This window comes from Vibrio sp. R15-SG3-ISO1A, assembly GCF_059833955.1.
Map to the genome: position 1 here is coordinate 21545 of NZ_JCBDGH010000029.1, position 18923 is coordinate 40467.

An 18923-nucleotide genomic window follows, 5' to 3' on the forward strand; every position below is an offset into this window, starting at 1 on the left:
TGGAAGGGTCAACCACTCTGGGAGAAAATGATGCAAGGAACGCAAACTCTGCCGCTCGCACAGCGGCTACCCATTACCGAAGGATTACTGCTGCTGGTGGCGATCTTTTGGGGCACCAGCTATGGGTTAACTAAAAGTGCGCTGTTTTACACCTCGGCGTTAATGTTCATTACGTTACGTTTTTCCATCACCGCCTTGGTGTTGTTGCCATTGGTGGTGAGAGATTTCAAAGCAGGGCTCAACAAAGATTGGGTGGTTGCGCTGCCAACCGGAGCAATTTTAAGTGCTATTTTCCTGTGTGAAGTGTTTGGCGTTGCGCATACCACAGCGTCGAACGCGGCGTTTTTAATCAGTCTTTGCGTATTATTCACTGCGCTGGCTGAAGTGTTGGTGAACCGCAAGAAGGTCGCCTGGTCTTTGGTATTGTTGTGTGTCGCCAGCGTGGTTGGCGTACTGCTGCTCACCGGTAGCGATGGGGCGCGTGTCGATTTCACACTGGGTGATTATCTGATTCTACTTGCGGCGCTGCTACGGGCACTGATGGTGACCACCACCAAGCGATTCAGTCTCGGTCGCGCCGTGACCACCACCACACTCACCGCGATTCAATCAGCGGTTGTTGCTGGCGTTGCCGCTATCTTGGTCTTGAGCACGTTGCCCCAATCTCAATGGCACCTGCCCACTGAGTCCACCTTCTGGGTGACGCTGCTGTATTTGGTCGCGTTTTGCACTCTCTTTGCTTTCTATGTTCAGAATTACGCGGTGCGCCGCACCTCTCCCACTCGTGTCGCGCTGTTGATGGGCAGCGAGCCACTTTTCGGCGCTCTGTTTGCCATGTTGTGGCTGCAAGAGACGTTTACCTTCGCGCAAAGTCTCGGCGCGGGGTTAATTTTGCTCAGTGTGATGCTGACTTCGCTGCGAAGGGAGTCTGGGCAGCACTAGCGTTGGCGCTTCAAATCCAGCCCAAGCCTCCACGCAAAATAACTGAGGATCAAAAAAGCGCCAGTGTTGCTGGCGCTCAATATAGGGAGTAGAAAGGCGTGTCAGTTAGGCAAAAAACGACGACACCACACCAATCAAGCCGCCAAATACACCGCCCCACACCACCAACCAGCCTAGGTGCTGTTTGATCATGGTTTGCACCATCTCTTTGACTAGCGCAGGTGTCAATTCATTCAAGCGTTGATCGATGATTTGTTCAATGTTCTGTTTTATCTCATCCATCATGGCAGGCGCTTCAAGCTGCGCTTTGATCGCTTGCTTGACGTTATCGCTCTGGCTGATTTCAATCACCGATTGCTGCATTTTTTCAACGAAAGGCTGCTTAAGTGGTGCCAGCGCGTCACTGCCACCAAACATCGCCAACATGCCGCCGAAGGATGAATTGGCGATCACCTCAACCAAAGAATCGAATGTGGGGTTAAAGTCGATGGTTTCTATCACAGGTTGCAGATTGAGCGAGTGCTCACCGGCCATCTCTTTGTTGAGGAACTTGTCGATATTTTCATCGGTAAAAAATTGACTCATCATCAGCTGCTTGATGGCGGCTTTAAACTCTTCAAAACGCGCAGGTATTACACCCGAGCCATACAGCCCCGGCACCTTTTCAAACAACATGTGGACAGCTAACCAGTTGGTAATGGCGCCTGAAAAGGCAAACAGACCCGCATAAAACGCGATCTGATGACCGGATTGAATCCCGCCAGCAAGTAGTGCAAGGGCGATGAGGTTGGTGAGTAGACTTTTGTTGATAGGTTGCTTGTTCATAAGATGATAACGATCAAGGTGTTAATGGGTGAAGCGCAGTATACACCAAGGCGGATTCAATCAACCAGTGCGTGATAAGCGTCACAGCAAGGGTTGGAATAATCGGTATTCCGAAAAAAAGGGGAACTCTCTCTACACTAGTAGCAGTTTTTAAATTGCACACTTTCAGTGAGACTTTTTTATGTTCAAACCCAACTCAATTGCTCGTTCAATGAAATGGCCATTTATGACGGCAGTGGCGTTGTCCTCTGCGATGGCAAGTGCCAGCGGTATTCTACTTCAAGAAGCCGTGGTGGCGAATGCAGGTACTACAGGTGCAGGTGATGGTGTTTACACCGGTTCTGCTGCGGCAATGTGGACCAACCCAGCGACGATGTCATTTATGGGCGAGAGCAAGACGACAGTGAATGCGATGGGGTTTGATCTTAAGTTGAATTACAACTCTGATCGTCATTCTGCTTTTGATGGTTCTTCTCAGACTACGCAACCTGCACTGGCAGTTTTCCACGCTCGTCAAATCACAGATGAGATGCACTTTGGTATTGGTTTTGGCGCTGCAGGTGGCTCAAGCCTTGACTACGGTAAGCAATGGGCAGGTGCTCCGTTTCTAGAAAGCACTACATTGATGCTACTTCAGATTAACCCAACGCTCTCTTACCAAATTGATGAGCAGTGGTCTGTGGGTGCAGGCGCTCAAATCAACTATGTGTCGTTTGAGCAAGACACGCTAATTATGTCTATCGAGGAAGAAACGGATTGGGCGATGGGCCTGACGTTTGGTGCAATGTACCGTCACAATGACGACCTGGATTTTGGCTTTAGCTACCGCTCAAAAGTAAAGCATAAGCTAGATGCTAGAGTTAATGGTGCTCTAAATGGTGACCGAATTACTAGTGCGTCTACGGAAGTATCGCTCCCTGCTATTTATGACCTCAGTGCTCGTTGGGGCGTTAATTCGGACTTAAACCTGTTGGCCAGCGCACAATGGCATCGATGGAGCGATTGGAAGGAGCTACCACTGGATTTAACGGTTGGAGGTAATCCACTTGATGCTTCAATTGAACGCGATTGGAGCGACGTTTGGAAACTAGCATTGGGCGCAGATTACCGCCTCAACGCGGACTGGCGTCTAAAAGCGGGTATCTCTTACGAAAGTTCACCGCAAAACGACGCCTCACTACAATGGGTTGACGTGCCAGTAGGCGAGCAATGGCGTTACTCAGTGGGTGCAGCAACCGAGTGGAATGGGTACACGTTTGACATGTTCTACGAATACGCTGATTTAGGTGAAGTAGACATTGAACGTGTAGGTATCAAAGGTACCTTCGACGGCCGTATTCACTTTATTGGTCTAAACGTGACGTTCTAATCCGCCAGTGTGATTGATGACAAAGCCCTCCTCGTGAGGGCTTTGCTGTTTATCGGCCCTCAGACCACACCGCAAACTCATTGCCGCTGGGCTCTAGAAAGTGGAATCGACAGCCCCCGGGGAAATCGAAAATGGGTTTGATGACATCGCCGCCACTGGCGATCACTTTGGCCAGTGTTGCTTCGATGTCTTGGCTATAGAACACCAACAGTGCGCCGCCGGATGCGGTCTGGCTCTTGGCGTCGGCTCGGAAGAACCCGCCGTCGAGCCCTTGGTCGGCAAACGCCGTGTAGTCGGGGCCGTAATCGGTGAAGCGCCAATCAAACGCTTGGCTAAAAAAGGCTTTGGTGGCTTCAAGATCGTGGGCGGCTAATTCGACGTAATTGAGTTTCTCGTGTTGAGGCATGCTGTGCTCCTTGCAGGGTGTATGACGTTATCTTAGCGCAAACCCTGTGTGGAGCGTTGGCATTTATCAATTGCCGCGCTACAATCAGCGCGCTGCACAAGCAGCGATTACTTTATTCTCAGGGCGGGGCGAAATTCCCCACCGGCGGTATGCCCGAAAGGGTGAGCCCGCGAGCGCTCGATACGTCGAGGTCAGCAGATCTGGTGAGAAGCCAGAGCCGACGGTTACAGTCCGGATGAGAGAGAATGAAACCAAGCCGCCACCGTCGTGGGGGCGATTTCGTTTATCTGGCGCTGACGCTAGAACTCTTCTATGCCCTGATTCTGGTGAAATTTAGGAGTTAACCATGAATCAGTCATCACTACTTGCCGAATTCGGCGACCCAATTACCCGCGTTGAACGCGCATTGACGGCTTTACGTGAAGGTCGAGGTGTGCTGCTAATCGATGATGAAGATCGTGAAAACGAAGGGGATATCATTTACTCGGTTGAGCACTTAACGGATGCGCAGATGGCGCTGATGATCCGCGAATGCAGCGGTATTGTTTGCTTGTGCTTGACCGAAGAGCAAGCTGACAAATTGGCCTTGCCACCGATGGTTGAAAACAATAACAGCGCCAATCAAACCGCGTTTACCGTCTCTATTGAGGCCAAAGTGGGCGTGACGACGGGCGTGTCGGCGCAAGATCGCGTCACCACCATCAAAACCGCTGCAAACCCTAACGCGAAGCCTGACGATTTAGCGCGCCCAGGACACGTATTTCCGCTGCGCGCGCGCAAAGGTGGGGTGATGACCCGTCGTGGTCATACTGAAGGCACCATCGACTTAATGCAAATGGCGGGTTTGCAACCTGCTGGCGTATTGTGTGAGGTGATGAACCCAGATGGCACCATGTGTAAAACGCCGGAGATTGTCGCGTTTGGGAAACTGCACTCGATGCCAGTTCTGACCATTGAAGATATGGTGCTCTATCGCCAGCAACACGAGTTGAAACTGGCGTAATTCGCCTGCGATAAGCGAAGCTAGAATACCAATAGATAAGCAAAAAGGTGTGGCCTCAAAACCACACCTTTCTATTTTTGCCTGACTGAGTCAATCACTACCCTTTAATGACTGACCGATTGAGAAAAGACGTTCATCACAATCACGCCACTGATGATCAATAACATGCCAATCACTGCCGCCCAATCGAGCTTTTGACCGAACGCCACCGCACCGACAGCGGTGATCAACACAATGCCGAGCCCCGACCAAATCGCATACGCAATGCCTACGGGAATGGTCTTCAATACCATGGCGAGAAAATAGAATGCCACGCCGTACCCCACCACGACCAAGAGACTGGGCGTGAGCTTGGAAAACCCGTCTGAAGCTTTCAGCGCGCCCGTCGCGATCACTTCTGCCACAATCGCAATGGTTAGATACCAATAACCCATACTCATTCCTCTACTTTACGAACGCCTGTAAACCGCAAGGGATGGTGCCATTTCCTATCGATGGCGGCAAGTCTGACTAAGAGGTCGATGCTTCTTGTCCGACACAAATCTACCCTGTCATGAAATTTTCTCCGTCCATTCCCTATCTTGTTCAATAAGGCATCGCTGCATCGCGGGGTTTACAGTCCTTTTCACTGTGATTCTCCCCCGTTAGTGGCGGTGGTTATCAGGGAGCAGAGAAGGCAGATGGATATGGCACACACACTCAACGCTTGGATTTTGTCTCATCCCCATTCACTGGGGTGGATGATGATCGCGCTGATCCTCCTTTCCTATTTACTTGAAGATCTCGCTTTGGTGACGGCAGCGACCTTGTCGGTTAATCAAGTGATGGCGGTGGAGTGGGCGCTGCTGGCGATCTTTATTGGTATTGCCAGCGGCGATTTGGCGCTCTATGGCCTCGGGCGATTAGCACAGCGCATCAGTTGGTTGAAGGTTCGCTGTTTTCGACATCATAGAGCCCGTCGGCTGTGTAAAACGCTCAATGCCAATGCTTTTGTAACCTTGTTCATCGTCCGCTTTGTACCGGGAATGCGCAGCGTGAGTTACACCGTCAGTGGGTTTCTAGGCATAGCGTTGCCGGTGTTTCTTTTGGCCGTTTTTATCGCCACTGCCATGTGGACGGCACTGATCTTTACCTCTTTCTATCAAGTGGGCGGTTGGATAGGCAGTGAGGATGCCTGGACTCGCTGGTTGATGATACCTGTAGGATTGCTCGCGCTGTGGGCATTAAACCGCGCAGCGCAACAGTATTGGAGAAGTGAACAGAATGCACAATCGTGATGTGGAAGTGATCCCGCAAGGGAAGGTCAATGCAGGGATGCCCGTATTGAGCAAGCCAAAAAGAGTGATTTCGCCGTTTGAGTTTCTGCCTGCGTGGTTTTTTTATGCGCCGGTTGTGGTGCAAAGCGCGCTCCTCAGCGCAAGGCACCGAGATTGGGCATTGCCACTTATCGCTAACCCTGCCATCAAGTTAAGCGGCATGGTGGGCGAGTCAAAAAGCGACATTTTCGCCAGTGCTGGAGGGAAAACCCGCCAGTGGATTTTGCCCTACATCACTGTCGAAGTGGGTGACTCGTCAAACTCCGAAGATCTCAATAACGCGATGATGGCGCTGCATGACGCCGGGCTAGATTTCCCGCTGGTGGCCAAGCCTGATTTGGGTTGTCGCGGCGCTGGGGTCAAACTCATCAACGGCTCAGACGATTTGGCGCGTTACTTAGCGCATTTTCCTGCCTGTGGCCGTTTTCTTTTGCAACAAAAATCCCGTTACCGCGCAGAAGCAGGGCTGTTTTACGTTCGCCAGCCAGGAGAGAAGCGCGGTAAAGTCATCTCGATGACACTCAAATACTCCCCCTTTGTGGAAGGCGATGGTGTTTCGACGCTTAGAGAATTGATCGCCCGCTGCCCGCGCGCTGGGCGACTGCAACATCTCTATTTGCCGCGTCATGAGGCCAAGTTAGAGAGCGTGGTGGAACAGGGCGAAGAGTTTCCGTTGGCGTTTGCGGGCAGTCATTCTCGCGGCGCGATTTTTCGCAACGGCAACGCCTTTATCACACCGGAGTTGGAAGCGACGCTCGATGACGTGCTGGGTGAGTTTGAAGGGTTTCACTACGGCCGTCTTGACGTCAAGTTCGACACCATCACCGCGCTGATGCAGGGCAAGCGCTTTGATATTTTGGAAATCAATGGTGCGAGCAGTGAAGCCGCGCACATCTGGGATAGCGATACCCCATTGCTGCACATCTTCAGCACCTTACTGACACAGTACCGCTTGTTGTACCGAATTGGCTCTCAGCATAAGCAACGCGGGGTGAACACACCTTCTCTGGTGGCGTTATTCAACGCTTGGCGAGAGGAAAAAGCCTTAACGCAGCGCTACCCCATGACGGATTGATCAAAGGAATGATGATGAAAAAAGCGATGACCTCTTCACCCGCTCTCACCGCGAGAGCGACGCTCAGCGACAAACATAGGGCGACCCTCTCTGGCGCGGTGCTAGGCGGCATTGAAACCTTGCACCAAGGTCAACGGTTTCTCAGTGTGCTCAGCAATGACGACTACGTTGCGTTAGCCGCGCCCCATGTATCGAGCTCGATTGGTGAGCATTTTCGCCATTGGTTGGATCTGTTTCATGCCATTCGCCATGCAGAGGGGCAAGACCAAGCAACACCAAACAGCGACATGAGCAAAATCGATTACAACGTGCGTCGGCGCGGCCATCCCGTCGAGCGAGATTGCCGCGTGGCAGAGCGAGAGATAGCGCAGCTGGTGGATTGGCTATGCCAACTGCCGCCAGATGCACTGGAAGCGCGAGTGAGTGTGGAATCGGAAGTGATGATGTCTCAGCGTCAAGTCGAAGAGGTGGAATCCACCTTGGCACGCGAGATTACCTTTGCTGCGTTGCACGCCACTCATCACTTTGCGATGGCGAAAGTGGTGGCGTCACTGCGCGGCATCGAGGTGGAATCGGGTTTTGGCATGGCTCCGGCGACCGCGACTTATCAGAGGGCTCAATAACATGTGCACCTTATCTTGGACCTATCACGGCGTGAGTCATTACCGCGTCTACTTCAACCGCGATGAGCAGCGAACTCGTCAGCCCGCCACTGAGCCACAAGCCATGCAGTTGGAGGAGGTTAACTGCCTAATGCCACTTGATCCAGAAGGCGGTGGCAGTTGGATCGCGACCAATGAGTATGGCGTGACTGTGTGTCTGCTCAACTTCTACCAAGGGCAGATGCCCCAAGGACCACTGACAAGTCGCGGGCAAATCGTTAAGCAGCTTGCCAGCAGTGTATCGAGTCAAGAAGTGGACAGAAGAATGCTGGCACTGAACTTGAGTCACTATGCCCCGTTTACTGTGGTCTCGTTCGATACTCGTCGCAACGCGAATGAAACCGTGATGTGGACGTGGGATGGTCAAGCGCTCAGCCATCATCGTGCGGTGGCGCCGATTGTCTCGTCCGGTCGGTTCTTTTATGACGCGCTCGACTACCGCACTAGCCTGTTTGCTGACTTGGCCTCTCAGTCGAATGATGACACGCTCGGTGAGCGTTTTCATACCCGACACGATACCCAGCGGCCTCATCTCTCGCCATTGATGGCCAGAGAAGACGCGCGCACCGTCAGTATTACGACCGTCCATGTCAGTCCTACCGACAAAATCATGGGCTATCAAGCGATCGACGCAGGCCCTTTGGCCGATGTATCCCCAAATGCACGCCACTACCGCGTGCCAACCAGTATTGACCTACCCACCAGTATCAAGGAGTCATGACATGAAACTACTACGTTTATTTGCGCTGCTTTTGGTTAGCGTCTCCGCCAACGCGGCGGATCTTATCTCCACCTCATTTTTCAGTAATAAGGCGGTCAGCGGCTACGATACCGTGGCGTATTTCACTCAAGGCCAAGCGGTCAAAGGTGACAGCCAATGGACAACAGAATACCAAGGCGCGCAGTGGCTGTTCTCATCCGCTGAGCACTTAGCTATGTTTGAAGCAGAGCCGGAAAAGTACGCTCCGCAGTATGGTGGCTATTGTGCTTGGGCGGTGTCTGAGAAGAGCGATTTTGCCCCTTCCGATCCTGAGCAGTGGGCAATTGTCGACGGCAAGTTGTACCTCAATTACAACGCGGACATCAAAGGGCGCTGGGACAGCGCGCGCACTCTGCACATTCAACAAGCTGACCAAAACTGGCCAGGTTTGATTGCTCAATAGACCAGCGGCGAGTTGACGCGCCACGTTTGTTCATCAAGAGGATGTGATTATGTACGCCAGTCCATTTCGTTTACCACGTAAAACCCCATTCGGTGTTGGCGAAAGAGCGCTTGAATGGGCGACCGGTTTGTCGCAGTTGGATGCCTTGTATCAACAAGCGGCGCTGCCAAAAGACAGTTTTGAGTTTATGCATGAAGCGCTGGCGAGAATCGGCACTCAGTATTCAGTTGATCACGGCAGTGTGTCGTCCATTCCACAGGAAGGCCCTGTGGTGATTGTCGCGAATCATCCATTTGGCGGTATTGAGGGCATTATTTTAGCCTCGCTGGTGGCGCAAGTGCGCAAAGATGTCAAAGTGCTGGCTAATGAGCTGCTTAAGCGGATACCAGAGCTCGATTCACTGTTCATCGGCGTGGATGTGTTCGGCGGTGAGCGGGCAAGAACCACCAATCGGCGCGCGATTGCTGAGGCCAATCAGCACTTAAAAGAGGGCGGAGTGTTGATTCTCTTTCCTGCGGGAGAAGTGTCGGCATGGCAAGCCGATGCGAAGCAAATCACCGATAAAGCGTGGAGCCAGTCGGTGGCGAAGTTTGTCCGCCATGCCGAGGCGACAACCGTACCTATTTTTATTCAAGGCATGAACAGCAAATGGTTCTATCAAGCCGGTCGTGTGCATCCGCTATTGAGAACGGCCATGCTTGGGCGTGAACTGCTCAATAAATCCGGGCAGACCATTTCTGTTTCGGTCGGAGCGCCGATCCCGTTTTCTGAACTGCAACATTTCGATGATGATCAGCAACTGACGCATTATCTGCGGCTGAATACCTATTTGATGGGCAGTCGAGAGGAGAATACGGCAACTCGGCGACCTCCTGAAAGTGCCCAGCAGCCGATCATCGCACCGATGACCGTGGCAGAACTCGAGCAAGAGATGGCGACGCTCGGCGAGTTTCAACTGCTCGAACAGGGCGAGTTTGTGGTCTACTGCGTGCCCACCGCAAGGATGCCGCGCATGATGCAAGAGATCGGGCGAGTACGAGAGGAGAGTTTTCGCGCCGTCGGTGAAGGCTCAGGACGCGGCTGTGATGTCGACGATTTCGACCCCAAATACCATCAACTCTTTGTGTGGCATCGCAGCGATCGCGCGTTGGTGGGCGCTTATCGACTCGGTTTGGTGGATGAGCTCACCGCGCAAGGCGGCATTGAGGCGCTCTATTCTCGCAGCCTGTTTGAGTACGATCACGCGTTTGTTGGCCAGTTGGGGCAATCCATCGAACTTGGCCGCTCAGTGGTCGCCGAGCAATACCAAAAAAATCTGCACTCCTTGCTGCTCCTTTGGAAAGGGATTGCGGCGTTTGTGGCGCGCCACCCCCGCTATACCCATTTGTTTGGGCCTGTCAGCATTAGCAACGATTACAGCCCAGTGGCGCGCCAGCTCATCGCATCGGTGATGACGGTGCATCATTACGATCAAGACAAGGCGAAACTGGTTCGACCCACCACGCCACTGAAAGAGAGCGGCAACACCTTCTGGCGACCCGACATGCTCAGTTCATTGGCCGAACTGCCGTTACTGTCTAAAGTGTTGCAGCGCTTAGAGCGTGGGGTAGGGGTGCCGGTCCTGTTGCGGCAATATCTGGGGTTAAATGGCAAATTAGTCTGCTTCAATGTTGACCCTGCTTTTCATTTTGCCTTAGATGGTTTGATTGTGGTTGATCTAACGTCATTACCCGCCAGAACCTTGAGCAAGTACATGGGCAGAGAGTGCGCGCAGGCGTATTTAAGCCACCATAACCGAAAGGCATGAGTCATAAACGATTCGACTAAACCGCGCGGGCTTATTGGCTCGCGCGCACTAAGTGCTGGGGTATACTGGCGCTTCTCGTAACGGACGCTCATACCCTCTTAGATTGGATTTTCTCGCATTATGCCCCACATGATGACCTTGTGCTTGGCGCTTATCGCCTTTGCCGCCAACTCCTTTTTTTGTCGTCTTGCCTTGGCAAGCGGCGCGATTGACCCGGGCAGCTTCACCTTGCTGCGTCTCTTCTCTGGTGCGGTCACTTTGGCCCTTTTGCTGTTTATGCGCGGCCACTTTCACGGTAAGGCGTCGCTCGGTTTTCTCCGATCGTCGCTTAGTTGGTGGTCTGCTATCGCTCTGTTTGTGTATGCGGTGTGTTTCTCGTACGCCTATACCGAACTCAGCACAGGGACGGGCGCGCTACTGCTGTTTGGTATGGTGCAAATGACGTTAATTGCCTATCACGTGGCGTCAGGCAATGCGCTGAGTAGGCTGGAGAAAGTCGGTATTTTGGCTTCGGTGACAGGTTTTGTGGTTCTAATGCTGCCATCCGCGCAATCACCGAGCCTTGGCGCAGCGAGTTTGATGTTGGCCTCTGGCGTTGCATGGGCGATGTTTACCGTGCTTGGCAAAAAAAGCGGTGTCGCATCCGTTGCGATTACCCACGGATTTATTCTCGCCAGCCTCCTCGCACTGCTCGCCAGCCCGGTGCTGCTTATGGATGTCACCCTAACCTCTTCGGGCGTGATGTGGGCGCTTGCCTCGGGTATCGCCGCCTCAGGATTGGGTTATATCCTTTGGTATCAAGTGCTCAAGCAGATCACCGTGCTCAAGGCCTCCATCGCACAACTCGCCGTTCCGGTGATCGCCTTTCTCGCCGGCTCTATTGGGCTTGGTGAGTCCATCACCTTTAGCGCTGTATTGGCTTCGGCTTTGGTGCTCGGCGGGATTGCGGTGATTTTTGTGGCGAAGGCGGAGTGAAAGTGATGAAGACTATTTGCAGATGTCGATGTTCGACTCTTCTTGGTTCGAAAGCCATGTCATCAGAGTCACGCGTACGCTCCATCTGAAACAAGAACACCTATTTATAGAGTTGCTGCCCCTGATAGTGATAAGATCCGCGCGTCAAAATCAACGAGAAACACTATGTTCATCCATCATGTAAACGGTATCGACTGGCTGGTGATTACCGCTTTTGAAGAATTTAAAACGTTATTCATTGAAGACGCAGGTGAGATACCCCGTTGCTTTTCTACCGCCAGCGAATTGAGTTTGATTGATCAAGCTAAGCGCACGTACGGTTATTTGCCTAGGCTCAGTGGCGTTATCACCGACACCGGGACTTTTCAAAGCCAAGGCAACCAAGAAGATCTGAACCCACAGCTCGCTTGTTTAGTAGAGGGACGTGGCCGAGTGTTTATCTATCACGGCGGCTTTGTCGCGTTTGTGGATGACGAGCAGACGTTTATTACTCGGATAGATTGAGCCTTGATCAGGGCACTGACATCACTGACTTTCCATCACTGCGGTTATCTCAATGCCGGGTTGTATTGGGCTAACGCGTATTTGGACAAAACCTTCTTAGCTCATCGGCCCAAAGCTATCAGGTCAGATGAGGAAAAGTATCTTGTATCCTTAAACACTTGTATGGCGCTCATCCCCAAAGGTTATTGCTTACTCAACAGGAACTTACGCAAATCTCGCTCAGCACGCATAACAAACAGAATATAGACTTTGTCACTGTCCTGTTTATAGAAAACACGACATGGATTAACGACAACTTCACGATAACTTAAATGTTCTAATTCTGGCGGAATACGACCTGATTCAGGGAAAGTTTCTAGGCGTTCGACTTTAGAGAAAATCGTTTGTACTAACTGCTTTGCCGCTAAGACATTTTCAAGTGCTATGTATTCAGCGATATCATTGAGGTCAGATAACGCTGGCTCAGTCCAGATTATTTCAGCCATTTTGACATTTTGTCCTTGGCTTCATCATGACTCACCACTTTGCCGTCAGCTAGTGCGCGCTCACCTCGCGCAATACCCTCCAGAATAGCCAAACGATTTTGCATAAACTCGTAATCATCAACATCAACTAAATACGCGGATGGCTTACCATGTTCAGTAATTAACACTGGTTCTTTTGTGTCGTGGAGATCTGCGAGGATCTTAGTTGCTTGACGCTTGAGTGATGTAACTAGTTCTACTTTCATGAGAGCTGCTCCAAAGGAATACAAAAGTGATACTATTCTATCACTTTGAGTATAGCAAGCTCCATGACGGCCACTTGAGTAACTTGTTAGCTGATTAACTTAAACGTTTAAGTCAATTTGCAACTGCGAACAGTCGACGATATGGAAACCAATTTCTTTGTCACTTAATGATTTATGATCAATTACGGGTCTAGCTTTAAACTGAGTTGCCTCAACATCAACAACTTTCAATAGTTTGTCCCTAAGCTCTTCATCCCAAGTGACATTAAAACGCTGACAATCCGATACGATTGCACCTCGGTGACTGCTGACGGAAATCATATCCAATCGACCGATAATATTGAGTGTCGTGGGTATTTCCTCTTTGCGACGACCTAGTAAGTTCTTATTTTTTTTCAGTTAATCGAAGATCATTTACACCCGAACCAAAGTCGACATATTCTACATTTAAGCCATCTATAGATTTTATGACATTATCAACGGCAGATTTGGTCGTTTGCGCAGCTAGTAAAATCTTCGGGTCACCAATTAAGATCGAACCATCATTCAGGTTGCAACTGACATTACTACTGTGATTAATACTGGCAATATTAAAGCAGTTAGATATATTAATTTTTACTTGTAATCCTTTGTCCGCGATTTTTGCAACAGCATCCCTTAACGCAATAGCGTCTTTGTACAATGAAACAATTGTATTGGATAGTTGATAACCACCGTCGGCGGCAAGAGGCGCAAAAGCTCCTTGTTGTTCATAACGAAATCAACCAACAGCTCAATAGAACCTTCTTTAATTTCTACTTGATAGTCAATTTGTTCACGTATATGTCTATCCGCTTTAGACTTTCCTAAACTAACAGCTATGAGTTGATCTAGAATTTTTCGATAATTTGAAATAAGTACATCGAGAGAGCGCAGGCTAAAACTACCTCCAGTAAATGCCAAGCCTTTGGCATATATTCTCAAATCCTCTTTCATAATACTCCTATCTCAATTATGTAGGTGTCAGCTAACGCTTTATAGACGGACTTTTTCAGCCTTTGAATTCCGTATATTTTTCTGCCATTTGTTATGAAACTTAACTGATATCAGCCTGTTGTGTGAATCGACTTGTAATTTTGGGGGCGAGCTACGGAAAATTTCGTAGTATAAGAGATCAAAATACGGATTAGATTGACTTGGCCTATTGGTGTGCTGATCAGGTATTCTGTTCGCAGGTCCTGAGAAGGAGCGAGGCAACAATGAGCGACGAAAAATTGCACAGTTGCAGCTCATAAATCATTAAAAGCGGGGGGAACATCTGGTCACAAGATAACAGACTACTCATTTCTTTCTATTCTCTCTTTTAGCAGTGCTTTTATCTCCTGATGCTAAACCCGCGGTAACCCACCAATAATTTCAGCTCGTCTACTTGAGATAACCTAGAGTCGCCTTTCCCCTCATATGTCTGCTCCAATGCAAAAAAATTAAGTCATATTAAACATGTAGTTAATGTAATTTTTATCAACCGTCAGGGTGGTTACTAAAAGTTAACTAATTGCACTCGCAATGTAGGTAACCATAATAAACCGCAACACAGCGAGATTATTGCTCGCTTTGTCATACAGCCAATTATTGAAGGGTTAATATCATGAGTAACGTTCTAATCATTAACGCACACGAGCCATCTCCATTTTCTGAAGGCAAACTCAATGCGGCTTTAGTAGAGAAAGCTCGCACCCAGTTAGAATCAAAGGGTCATGACGTTCGCGTTGTCACAATGCAAGATGACATCGTAGTGGATGAACAACTGGCGAACTTTGAGTGGGCAGACCGAGTAATACTCCAATCGCCTGTCAACTGGATGACGATTCCGTGGTCTTTCAAAAAATACATGGATGATGTCTTCACGGCGGGGATGGGCGGTTCGCTGTGTGCCTTTGATGGTCGAACGCCGGAAGAGCCAAAGAAAAATTATGGAACAGGCGGCACTCGTACCAATACAAAATACATGCTCTCTTTCACATTCAATGCACCAGAAGAGTCATTTAATGATGATAGCGAGTACTTGTTCCAAGGTCGTAGTGTGGATGACTTGATGTTCCACATGCACGCAAACTTCCGTTTCTTTGGTATGTCTGCACTGCCAACCTTTGCTTGCTACGACGTGATGAAAAACGCCGACATTGAGAACGATTTTGCTCGCTTTGAAGCACACTTAGACGCACACTTTTGAGAAGATTGTTTTGAGCACAGTGCTTTAAGTAGGGGACCCATATGAATAATACAATTAAGCTCGATATTGTTAGTGATGTTGTCTGTCCGTGGTGCATCATCGGATACAACCATTTAACAGCGGCGATCAAACAACTCGGCATTGAAGATCGCATCGAGATCGAGTGGCAGCCTTTTGAGTTGAACCCGGATATGCCTGCTGACGGTGAAAACCTTCGAGATCACCTTGCTCGTAAATATGGCAGTACCGCAGAGGAAAGTCACAACGCGCGCATTCGTATCGCCAGCATTGGCGCTGAACATGGCTTCAAGTTTAACTACTTTGATGACATGAAGATGGTAAATACGTTTGATGCACACCTTTTACTCGATTACGCCAAGAGCTTAGGCAAGCAGACTGAGCTAAAAATACGTTTATTTAGCGCATTTTTCAGTGAACAGAAAGATGTCTCTGACCGTGAGATTCTCAAGCAAGAGCTCATCACTGTAGGCCTAGATCCTGAAGAAGGGATGCGCTGGCTAGATGATGTTCAGCGACGTAACTCAATCCGCAGTACTGAGAAACAATGGCAAGAACTGGGCATATCGAGTGTGCCAACGGTAATTTTCAACAGAGAACATGCGGTGTCTGGTGCGCATCCAGTGGAAGGTTACAAACAGATCTTAACTGAGTTAATGGCTCAGACGAATCAAAGCTAGGTTACTAAAAGTATACTGGTTGCAACTGGTCTATTGGTATCTTATCGTTTTTTCTAGTTAGTAATGACTTCAATCCCAGGAGCCGAGATGACTTACTCACAAAAACTCAAAGCGGGTGACGCTTTTCCTACATTAGAGGCAACAAAGCTGGATGGAACCACAGTCAAGCTAGGCCAGCCTCAAGGTGATGCAACATGGCAAGCGGTGTTTGTCTATCGTGGTAAACATTGCCCACTTTGCACTAAGTATCTGAATGAAATTGAGACCTATAAACAAGCCTTTAGTGAGGCGGGCGTTGATATTCTGGCTGTCTCTGCTGACTCGAAGCAACAATTGGAGCAACACCTAGACAAGCTCGATATCAGTTTCCCAATCGCCTACGGTCTTACTGAGCAACAAATGAAGACATTAGGGCTTTACATATCGCTACCACGCTCCGAAGCTGAAACCGACCATAACTTTGCAGAGCCGGGGTTGTTTGTTGTCAATGAACACGGCAACCTACACGTGGTTGATCTATCCAATAACCCGTTTGTAAGGCCAGAACTTGGAGCACTGACTCGAGGTTTGGCATGGATTCGCAATCCAGATAACCATTACCCTATCCGTGGCACGCTAGACGACTGAGCCGTCAGTTCGAGATACGACAAGGCAACCTGTTTAGGTTGCCTTGCTACGTTATAAAGGGGAAGCGATGAAGGTTACTCTCGCTATTTCAGCGGAACATTCATTATTTGAGTTGCACATTGTTGCTTTCAGACCATTTTCTCAATTCATCAAGAATCGATAACGCACTGCGCCCAAACTCAGTAAGTTCGTAGCTGACTGCCAGGGGTTTTTCATTGAGCACACGACGTATTACCATGTTTTCACTTTCTAGCTCTTTTAGACGCTGATCGACCATCTTCTTACTTGCGCCGCCCAGCATTCTGGAAAGATCATTAAACCTCACTGGGCCATCTTTGAGATGGTAGATGATGGAGCCTTTCCATTTGGAGCCCAAAATCCTCATACCTTTTTCGATCGCACAAGGTTCGGTACAGGCATCAACAACGCTCTTACGCCCTTTTGGGTCAACTTCAACTTTTGCTTTCATACAGCCCCGCGTCATTTATCAGCAATGATAATAAAAACGTCACTCATAGTGATTGAAGACCCACATCGAATAGGTGAACGAGTGGGCACCTAATTGTAAGTCTATTCCGGTATATATTAGTTACCTAGAGATTGAATGCAATCAGTATACTTTTAGTAACCTGGTGCATGACGAGCGGTAACCACTGACATGAAAATCTGCATAAGAAGGCTATAGAGTGCGTTTTTCTTCGGCCATTTCGATTCACTTTTCTCGTGACAATACAGATATATAAACTTTCGTTATTATTTTTATAATTATCGATAATTTTTCATTTATTTTTGTCATCCATATACTTCTCCCTATCGAAACAAAACACGCAATAAATAAATCAGTTTTTGGAGAAAGTTATGAAAATGAACCACGTTGGTATCATGGTGGGCGATATGGACAAAGCGGTCGAGTTCTACACGAAAGCACTCGGTCTTCGCATTGTGATGAACAACACCAAAGTGATCGAAGAGCGCGAATCTGCGATCGGTCGTATGTGTATTGCTGTCTTTGGTGAAGGATTTAAAGGGTTTAACATTGCTCACTTAGTGACAACCGATGGGATCGGTGTTGAGCTGTTTGAAATGGTTGACCGTGAAGAGCGCCACAAGGTTGATTTCTCTCGCCTAGGTATCTTCCACTTCTGTCTTCAACTCCCTAAAGAGCAATTTGATCCAGCGATCAAGCGCGTAGAAGAATTCGGCGGTAAAGTGCGAATGGATATTCACCGTTACCATCCAGAAGATGATTCTAAGCAAGCGCAAATGGTGTACCTAGAAGACCCGTTTGGTAACTTATTTGAGTTCTACTCGCACTCTTATGAAGACACTTACGCGTCTGATTACGAGTAATTCGTTTACTTGCTAAAGCGATGATATTCGTACCCACTAGAGATTTGCTCTAGTGGGTATTTTTTATCTATATGAGTTTGGTGCTTGTCTGTGTCGCCTGGGCTAACGCAGCTTGTATTGCGTGGGACAATAGGCCCGTGAAACGCGTGGATCTCGGCGTTGGAGGTGTTTGGTCGCCCGTCCGCTGACTCTTGCTCTCCAAAGCTTAAAACTGCGTGGTTTGAGGTGGAGACGCATCAACTGAATAACAGCGGATTCATTGAGACCAAATTGCCACTCAATAGCCTCAAACGGGGTTCGGTCTTCCCAAGCCATTTCGATGACTCGGGATTGCATTTCTTGAGATAGATTCATTAATCACTCGCAGAGGGTTTTTGACCTTCTACGCGTTGAGATGGACCTTGGTTCAAGTCTGGCGAGTGAAACGCTTTAACCTTTATGGCGTTTGGCGACTAAGGTAAATTTGTAGTCACTCGACTTAAAGTAGTTTCGGCTGTACTCAAACACGACATCACCAAGCAGGTAGCCTCGTGTGCGCTTTTCTATGATGGGGTCGGCTGGGTTTATGCCCAGTAGTTCGGCAATATCTTGCGGAGGTAAAACGGGAATGATCTCTTGTTCGCTGCGATCAATGACCAATCCTTTCTGCTTTTCAATATAGTCGTATTTTGACCCTTGCATCACTTGGTAGGTCAGATCAGGGAACATGGCGGTAGGCATCCAGGTCTCTTCGACGGTAATGGGGTTGTTGTCAAGAAAGCGAACGCGCTTGATATAAAAAATGCGCTCTCCTTCTTTGATGTCGAGGTGTTCAGCCATCGTCAGCGATGCGGCTTGAATTTCAAAAGACAACACATCACTGTGAGTGACCCCATCTAAATGCGCCCACTTTTCTGCGAAGCTACTCTGTTGGTAGATGTCGTAGTTTACTTTACGCTCTTTAACGTAAGTCCCACTTCCTTGAATACTCTCAAGTTCTTCGTTTTCTATCAATAACTTGAGGGCTTGTCGAACTGTTACTCGACTGACGTCGAATTCTTGACGTAGTTGAGCTTCAGTAGGAAGGGCTTCTCCCACTTTGTATTCACCATTGCTTATTTTACTACGTATCTCATCAGCAATTTTGCGATACATCGGCAGTCTAGCCATGAATACCTCTACGTTAAATATTTCAAGAAAGACAAACAATTATAATACGAATTAACATCAAATAATACAAATTGAATGCAATATGATTGTCTTCCGGTTGAGAAAATGTC

At 49.0% G+C, this 18923-nt stretch carries 24 protein-coding genes and 1 riboswitch; of the genes, 15 read left to right on the top strand and 9 right to left on the bottom strand.

The features are described from left to right. The first annotated feature begins 27 nt into the window (after nucleotides 1-27). On the top strand, nucleotides 28-942 hold the full coding sequence (locus tag AC6R0L_RS03110; RefSeq protein WP_500628182.1) for a DMT family transporter: 915 nt from the start codon (nucleotides 28-30) through the stop codon (nucleotides 940-942). A 105-nt stretch (nucleotides 943-1047) separates the two neighbouring features. On the opposite strand, the gene AC6R0L_RS03115 is transcribed toward AC6R0L_RS03110, so the two are convergent. Next, nucleotides 1048-1752 carry a DUF445 domain-containing protein gene (locus AC6R0L_RS03115; RefSeq protein ID WP_500628208.1) on the bottom strand — a complete coding sequence of 235 codons (705 nt, stop codon included), beginning with the start codon at nucleotides 1750-1752 and terminating at the stop codon, nucleotides 1048-1050. Between the two features lie 214 nt (nucleotides 1753-1966). Between AC6R0L_RS03115 and AC6R0L_RS03120 the strand changes: the two genes are divergently transcribed. Continuing rightward, nucleotides 1967-3136: an OmpP1/FadL family transporter gene (locus AC6R0L_RS03120; protein ID WP_500628209.1), complete on the top strand. Its 1170-nt coding sequence runs from the start codon at nucleotides 1967-1969 to the stop codon at nucleotides 3134-3136. 49 nt (nucleotides 3137-3185) lie between these two features. Here AC6R0L_RS03120 and AC6R0L_RS03125 read toward each other — a convergent pair whose 3' ends face one another. After that, nucleotides 3186-3542: a VOC family protein gene (locus AC6R0L_RS03125; RefSeq protein ID WP_500628183.1), complete on the bottom strand. Its 357-nt coding sequence runs from the start codon at nucleotides 3540-3542 to the stop codon at nucleotides 3186-3188. 110 nt (nucleotides 3543-3652) lie between these two features. Further along, nucleotides 3653-3793, top strand: a riboswitch (FMN riboswitch). Nucleotides 3794-3888: 95 nt separating this feature from the next. Between AC6R0L_RS03125 and ribB the strand changes: the two genes are divergently transcribed. Next, complete coding sequence (gene ribB, locus AC6R0L_RS03130; protein ID WP_500628184.1) at nucleotides 3889-4545, top strand: 3,4-dihydroxy-2-butanone-4-phosphate synthase; 657 nt, start codon at nucleotides 3889-3891, stop codon at nucleotides 4543-4545. Nucleotides 4546-4649: 104 nt separating this feature from the next. Here the strand turns inward: ribB and AC6R0L_RS03135 are convergent, their stop codons facing one another. Further along, a complete protein-coding gene (locus AC6R0L_RS03135) occupies nucleotides 4650-4979 on the bottom strand; it encodes a DMT family transporter (protein ID WP_334553205.1) in 330 nt (109 codons plus the stop codon). A gap of 246 nt (nucleotides 4980-5225) precedes the next feature. Here AC6R0L_RS03135 and AC6R0L_RS03140 point away from each other — a divergent pair, with 246 nt between their 5' ends. The 8 genes from AC6R0L_RS03140 (at nucleotide 5226) to AC6R0L_RS03175 (ending at nucleotide 12047) form a co-directional block, all read left to right on the top strand. Beyond that, on the top strand, nucleotides 5226-5822 hold the full coding sequence (locus AC6R0L_RS03140; RefSeq protein WP_500628185.1) for a DedA family protein: 597 nt from the start codon (nucleotides 5226-5228) through the stop codon (nucleotides 5820-5822). Continuing rightward, nucleotides 5809-6936, top strand: a complete 1128-nt coding sequence (locus AC6R0L_RS03145) for a D-alanine--D-alanine ligase (RefSeq protein WP_500628186.1) — start codon at nucleotides 5809-5811, stop codon at nucleotides 6934-6936. The genes AC6R0L_RS03140 and AC6R0L_RS03145 overlap by 14 nt, the downstream gene beginning before the upstream one ends. 14 nt (nucleotides 6937-6950) lie before the next feature. Next, a complete protein-coding gene (locus AC6R0L_RS03150) occupies nucleotides 6951-7559 on the top strand; it encodes a hypothetical protein (RefSeq protein WP_500628210.1) in 609 nt (202 codons plus the stop codon). 1 nt (nucleotide 7560) lies between these two features. Next, complete coding sequence (locus AC6R0L_RS03155; RefSeq protein ID WP_500628187.1) at nucleotides 7561-8319, top strand: NRDE family protein; 759 nt, start codon at nucleotides 7561-7563, stop codon at nucleotides 8317-8319. A 1-nt stretch (nucleotide 8320) separates the two neighbouring features. Further along, nucleotides 8321-8761: a YHS domain-containing (seleno)protein gene (locus AC6R0L_RS03160; protein WP_500628188.1), complete on the top strand. Its 441-nt coding sequence runs from the start codon at nucleotides 8321-8323 to the stop codon at nucleotides 8759-8761. Between the two features lie 49 nt (nucleotides 8762-8810). Next, nucleotides 8811-10568 (top strand): bifunctional lysophospholipid acyltransferase family protein/GNAT family N-acetyltransferase, encoded by a 1758-nt coding sequence (locus AC6R0L_RS03165; protein ID WP_500628189.1) that lies wholly within the window; start codon nucleotides 8811-8813, stop codon nucleotides 10566-10568. Nucleotides 10569-10688: 120 nt separating this feature from the next. Next, nucleotides 10689-11543, top strand: coding sequence for a DMT family transporter (locus AC6R0L_RS03170; RefSeq protein WP_487903013.1), 855 nt, complete (start codon nucleotides 10689-10691; stop codon nucleotides 11541-11543). Between the two features lie 165 nt (nucleotides 11544-11708). Then, on the top strand, nucleotides 11709-12047 hold the full coding sequence (locus AC6R0L_RS03175) for a cytosolic protein (protein WP_500628190.1): 339 nt from the start codon (nucleotides 11709-11711) through the stop codon (nucleotides 12045-12047). Between the two features lie 182 nt (nucleotides 12048-12229). Here AC6R0L_RS03175 and AC6R0L_RS03180 read toward each other — a convergent pair whose 3' ends face one another. From AC6R0L_RS03180 to AC6R0L_RS03190, 3 genes are all read right to left on the bottom strand, one after another. Further along, nucleotides 12230-12532 carry a type II toxin-antitoxin system RelE/ParE family toxin gene (locus AC6R0L_RS03180; protein WP_487903015.1) on the bottom strand — a complete coding sequence of 101 codons (303 nt, stop codon included), beginning with the start codon at nucleotides 12530-12532 and terminating at the stop codon, nucleotides 12230-12232. After that, nucleotides 12520-12777 (bottom strand): type II toxin-antitoxin system Phd/YefM family antitoxin, encoded by a 258-nt coding sequence (locus AC6R0L_RS03185; protein ID WP_005448240.1) that lies wholly within the window; start codon nucleotides 12775-12777, stop codon nucleotides 12520-12522. The genes AC6R0L_RS03180 and AC6R0L_RS03185 overlap by 13 nt, the downstream gene beginning before the upstream one ends. Before the next feature lie 657 nt (nucleotides 12778-13434). Continuing rightward, nucleotides 13435-13752: a hypothetical protein gene (locus tag AC6R0L_RS03190; RefSeq protein ID WP_500628191.1), complete on the bottom strand. Its 318-nt coding sequence runs from the start codon at nucleotides 13750-13752 to the stop codon at nucleotides 13435-13437. Nucleotides 13753-14404: 652 nt separating this feature from the next. On the opposite strand from AC6R0L_RS03190, the gene AC6R0L_RS03195 reads away from it, so the two are divergent. From AC6R0L_RS03195 to AC6R0L_RS03205, 3 genes are all read left to right on the top strand, one after another. Further along, nucleotides 14405-14989, top strand: coding sequence for an NAD(P)H-dependent oxidoreductase (locus AC6R0L_RS03195; protein WP_500628192.1), 585 nt, complete (start codon nucleotides 14405-14407; stop codon nucleotides 14987-14989). A gap of 41 nt (nucleotides 14990-15030) precedes the next feature. Beyond that, nucleotides 15031-15687, top strand: coding sequence for a DsbA family oxidoreductase (locus AC6R0L_RS03200; RefSeq protein ID WP_500628193.1), 657 nt, complete (start codon nucleotides 15031-15033; stop codon nucleotides 15685-15687). 87 nt (nucleotides 15688-15774) lie between these two features. After that, nucleotides 15775-16314, top strand: coding sequence for a peroxiredoxin family protein (locus AC6R0L_RS03205; RefSeq protein ID WP_487902770.1), 540 nt, complete (start codon nucleotides 15775-15777; stop codon nucleotides 16312-16314). A 103-nt stretch (nucleotides 16315-16417) separates the two neighbouring features. On the opposite strand, the gene AC6R0L_RS03210 is transcribed toward AC6R0L_RS03205, so the two are convergent. Then, on the bottom strand, nucleotides 16418-16783 hold the full coding sequence (locus AC6R0L_RS03210; RefSeq protein WP_487902769.1) for a winged helix-turn-helix transcriptional regulator: 366 nt from the start codon (nucleotides 16781-16783) through the stop codon (nucleotides 16418-16420). 389 nt (nucleotides 16784-17172) lie between these two features. Here AC6R0L_RS03210 and AC6R0L_RS03215 point away from each other — a divergent pair, with 389 nt between their 5' ends. Further along, nucleotides 17173-17664: a VOC family protein gene (locus AC6R0L_RS03215; protein ID WP_500628194.1), complete on the top strand. Its 492-nt coding sequence runs from the start codon at nucleotides 17173-17175 to the stop codon at nucleotides 17662-17664. A 102-nt stretch (nucleotides 17665-17766) separates the two neighbouring features. Here AC6R0L_RS03215 and AC6R0L_RS03220 read toward each other — a convergent pair whose 3' ends face one another. Beyond that, a complete protein-coding gene (locus tag AC6R0L_RS03220; RefSeq protein WP_334553244.1) occupies nucleotides 17767-18018 on the bottom strand; it encodes a TIGR03643 family protein in 252 nt (83 codons plus the stop codon). 75 nt (nucleotides 18019-18093) lie between these two features. Then, nucleotides 18094-18813, bottom strand: a complete 720-nt coding sequence (locus tag AC6R0L_RS03225; protein WP_500628195.1) for a GntR family transcriptional regulator — start codon at nucleotides 18811-18813, stop codon at nucleotides 18094-18096. Nucleotides 18814-18923: the final 110 nt, after the last annotated feature.

What these genes read in the sequence shown, in the direction of transcription:
- AC6R0L_RS03110 (WP_500628182.1), top strand. Translation starts at nt 28, where the DNA reads ATGATGCAAGGAACGCAAACTCTGCCGCTCGCACAGCGGCTACCCATT.
- AC6R0L_RS03125 (WP_500628183.1), bottom strand. Translation starts at nt 3,542, where the DNA reads ATGCCTCAACACGAGAAACTCAATTACGTCGAATTAGCCGCCCACGAT.
- ribB (WP_500628184.1), top strand. Translation starts at nt 3,889, where the DNA reads ATGAATCAGTCATCACTACTTGCCGAATTCGGCGACCCAATTACCCGC.
- AC6R0L_RS03135 (WP_334553205.1), bottom strand. Translation starts at nt 4,979, where the DNA reads ATGGGTTATTGGTATCTAACCATTGCGATTGTGGCAGAAGTGATCGCG.
- AC6R0L_RS03140 (WP_500628185.1), top strand. Translation starts at nt 5,226, where the DNA reads ATGGATATGGCACACACACTCAACGCTTGGATTTTGTCTCATCCCCAT.
- AC6R0L_RS03145 (WP_500628186.1), top strand. Translation starts at nt 5,809, where the DNA reads ATGCACAATCGTGATGTGGAAGTGATCCCGCAAGGGAAGGTCAATGCA.
- AC6R0L_RS03150 (WP_500628210.1), top strand. Translation starts at nt 6,951, where the DNA reads ATGAAAAAAGCGATGACCTCTTCACCCGCTCTCACCGCGAGAGCGACG.
- AC6R0L_RS03155 (WP_500628187.1), top strand. Translation starts at nt 7,561, where the DNA reads ATGTGCACCTTATCTTGGACCTATCACGGCGTGAGTCATTACCGCGTC.
- AC6R0L_RS03160 (WP_500628188.1), top strand. Translation starts at nt 8,321, where the DNA reads ATGAAACTACTACGTTTATTTGCGCTGCTTTTGGTTAGCGTCTCCGCC.
- AC6R0L_RS03165 (WP_500628189.1), top strand. Translation starts at nt 8,811, where the DNA reads ATGTACGCCAGTCCATTTCGTTTACCACGTAAAACCCCATTCGGTGTT.
- AC6R0L_RS03170 (WP_487903013.1), top strand. Translation starts at nt 10,689, where the DNA reads ATGCCCCACATGATGACCTTGTGCTTGGCGCTTATCGCCTTTGCCGCC.
- AC6R0L_RS03175 (WP_500628190.1), top strand. Translation starts at nt 11,709, where the DNA reads ATGTTCATCCATCATGTAAACGGTATCGACTGGCTGGTGATTACCGCT.
- AC6R0L_RS03180 (WP_487903015.1), bottom strand. Translation starts at nt 12,532, where the DNA reads ATGGCTGAAATAATCTGGACTGAGCCAGCGTTATCTGACCTCAATGAT.
- AC6R0L_RS03185 (WP_005448240.1), bottom strand. Translation starts at nt 12,777, where the DNA reads ATGAAAGTAGAACTAGTTACATCACTCAAGCGTCAAGCAACTAAGATC.
- AC6R0L_RS03190 (WP_500628191.1), bottom strand. Translation starts at nt 13,752, where the DNA reads ATGAAAGAGGATTTGAGAATATATGCCAAAGGCTTGGCATTTACTGGA.
- AC6R0L_RS03195 (WP_500628192.1), top strand. Translation starts at nt 14,405, where the DNA reads ATGAGTAACGTTCTAATCATTAACGCACACGAGCCATCTCCATTTTCT.
- AC6R0L_RS03200 (WP_500628193.1), top strand. Translation starts at nt 15,031, where the DNA reads ATGAATAATACAATTAAGCTCGATATTGTTAGTGATGTTGTCTGTCCG.
- AC6R0L_RS03205 (WP_487902770.1), top strand. Translation starts at nt 15,775, where the DNA reads ATGACTTACTCACAAAAACTCAAAGCGGGTGACGCTTTTCCTACATTA.
- AC6R0L_RS03210 (WP_487902769.1), bottom strand. Translation starts at nt 16,783, where the DNA reads ATGAAAGCAAAAGTTGAAGTTGACCCAAAAGGGCGTAAGAGCGTTGTT.
- AC6R0L_RS03215 (WP_500628194.1), top strand. Translation starts at nt 17,173, where the DNA reads ATGAAAATGAACCACGTTGGTATCATGGTGGGCGATATGGACAAAGCG.
- AC6R0L_RS03220 (WP_334553244.1), bottom strand. Translation starts at nt 18,018, where the DNA reads ATGAATCTATCTCAAGAAATGCAATCCCGAGTCATCGAAATGGCTTGG.
- AC6R0L_RS03225 (WP_500628195.1), bottom strand. Translation starts at nt 18,813, where the DNA reads ATGGCTAGACTGCCGATGTATCGCAAAATTGCTGATGAGATACGTAGT.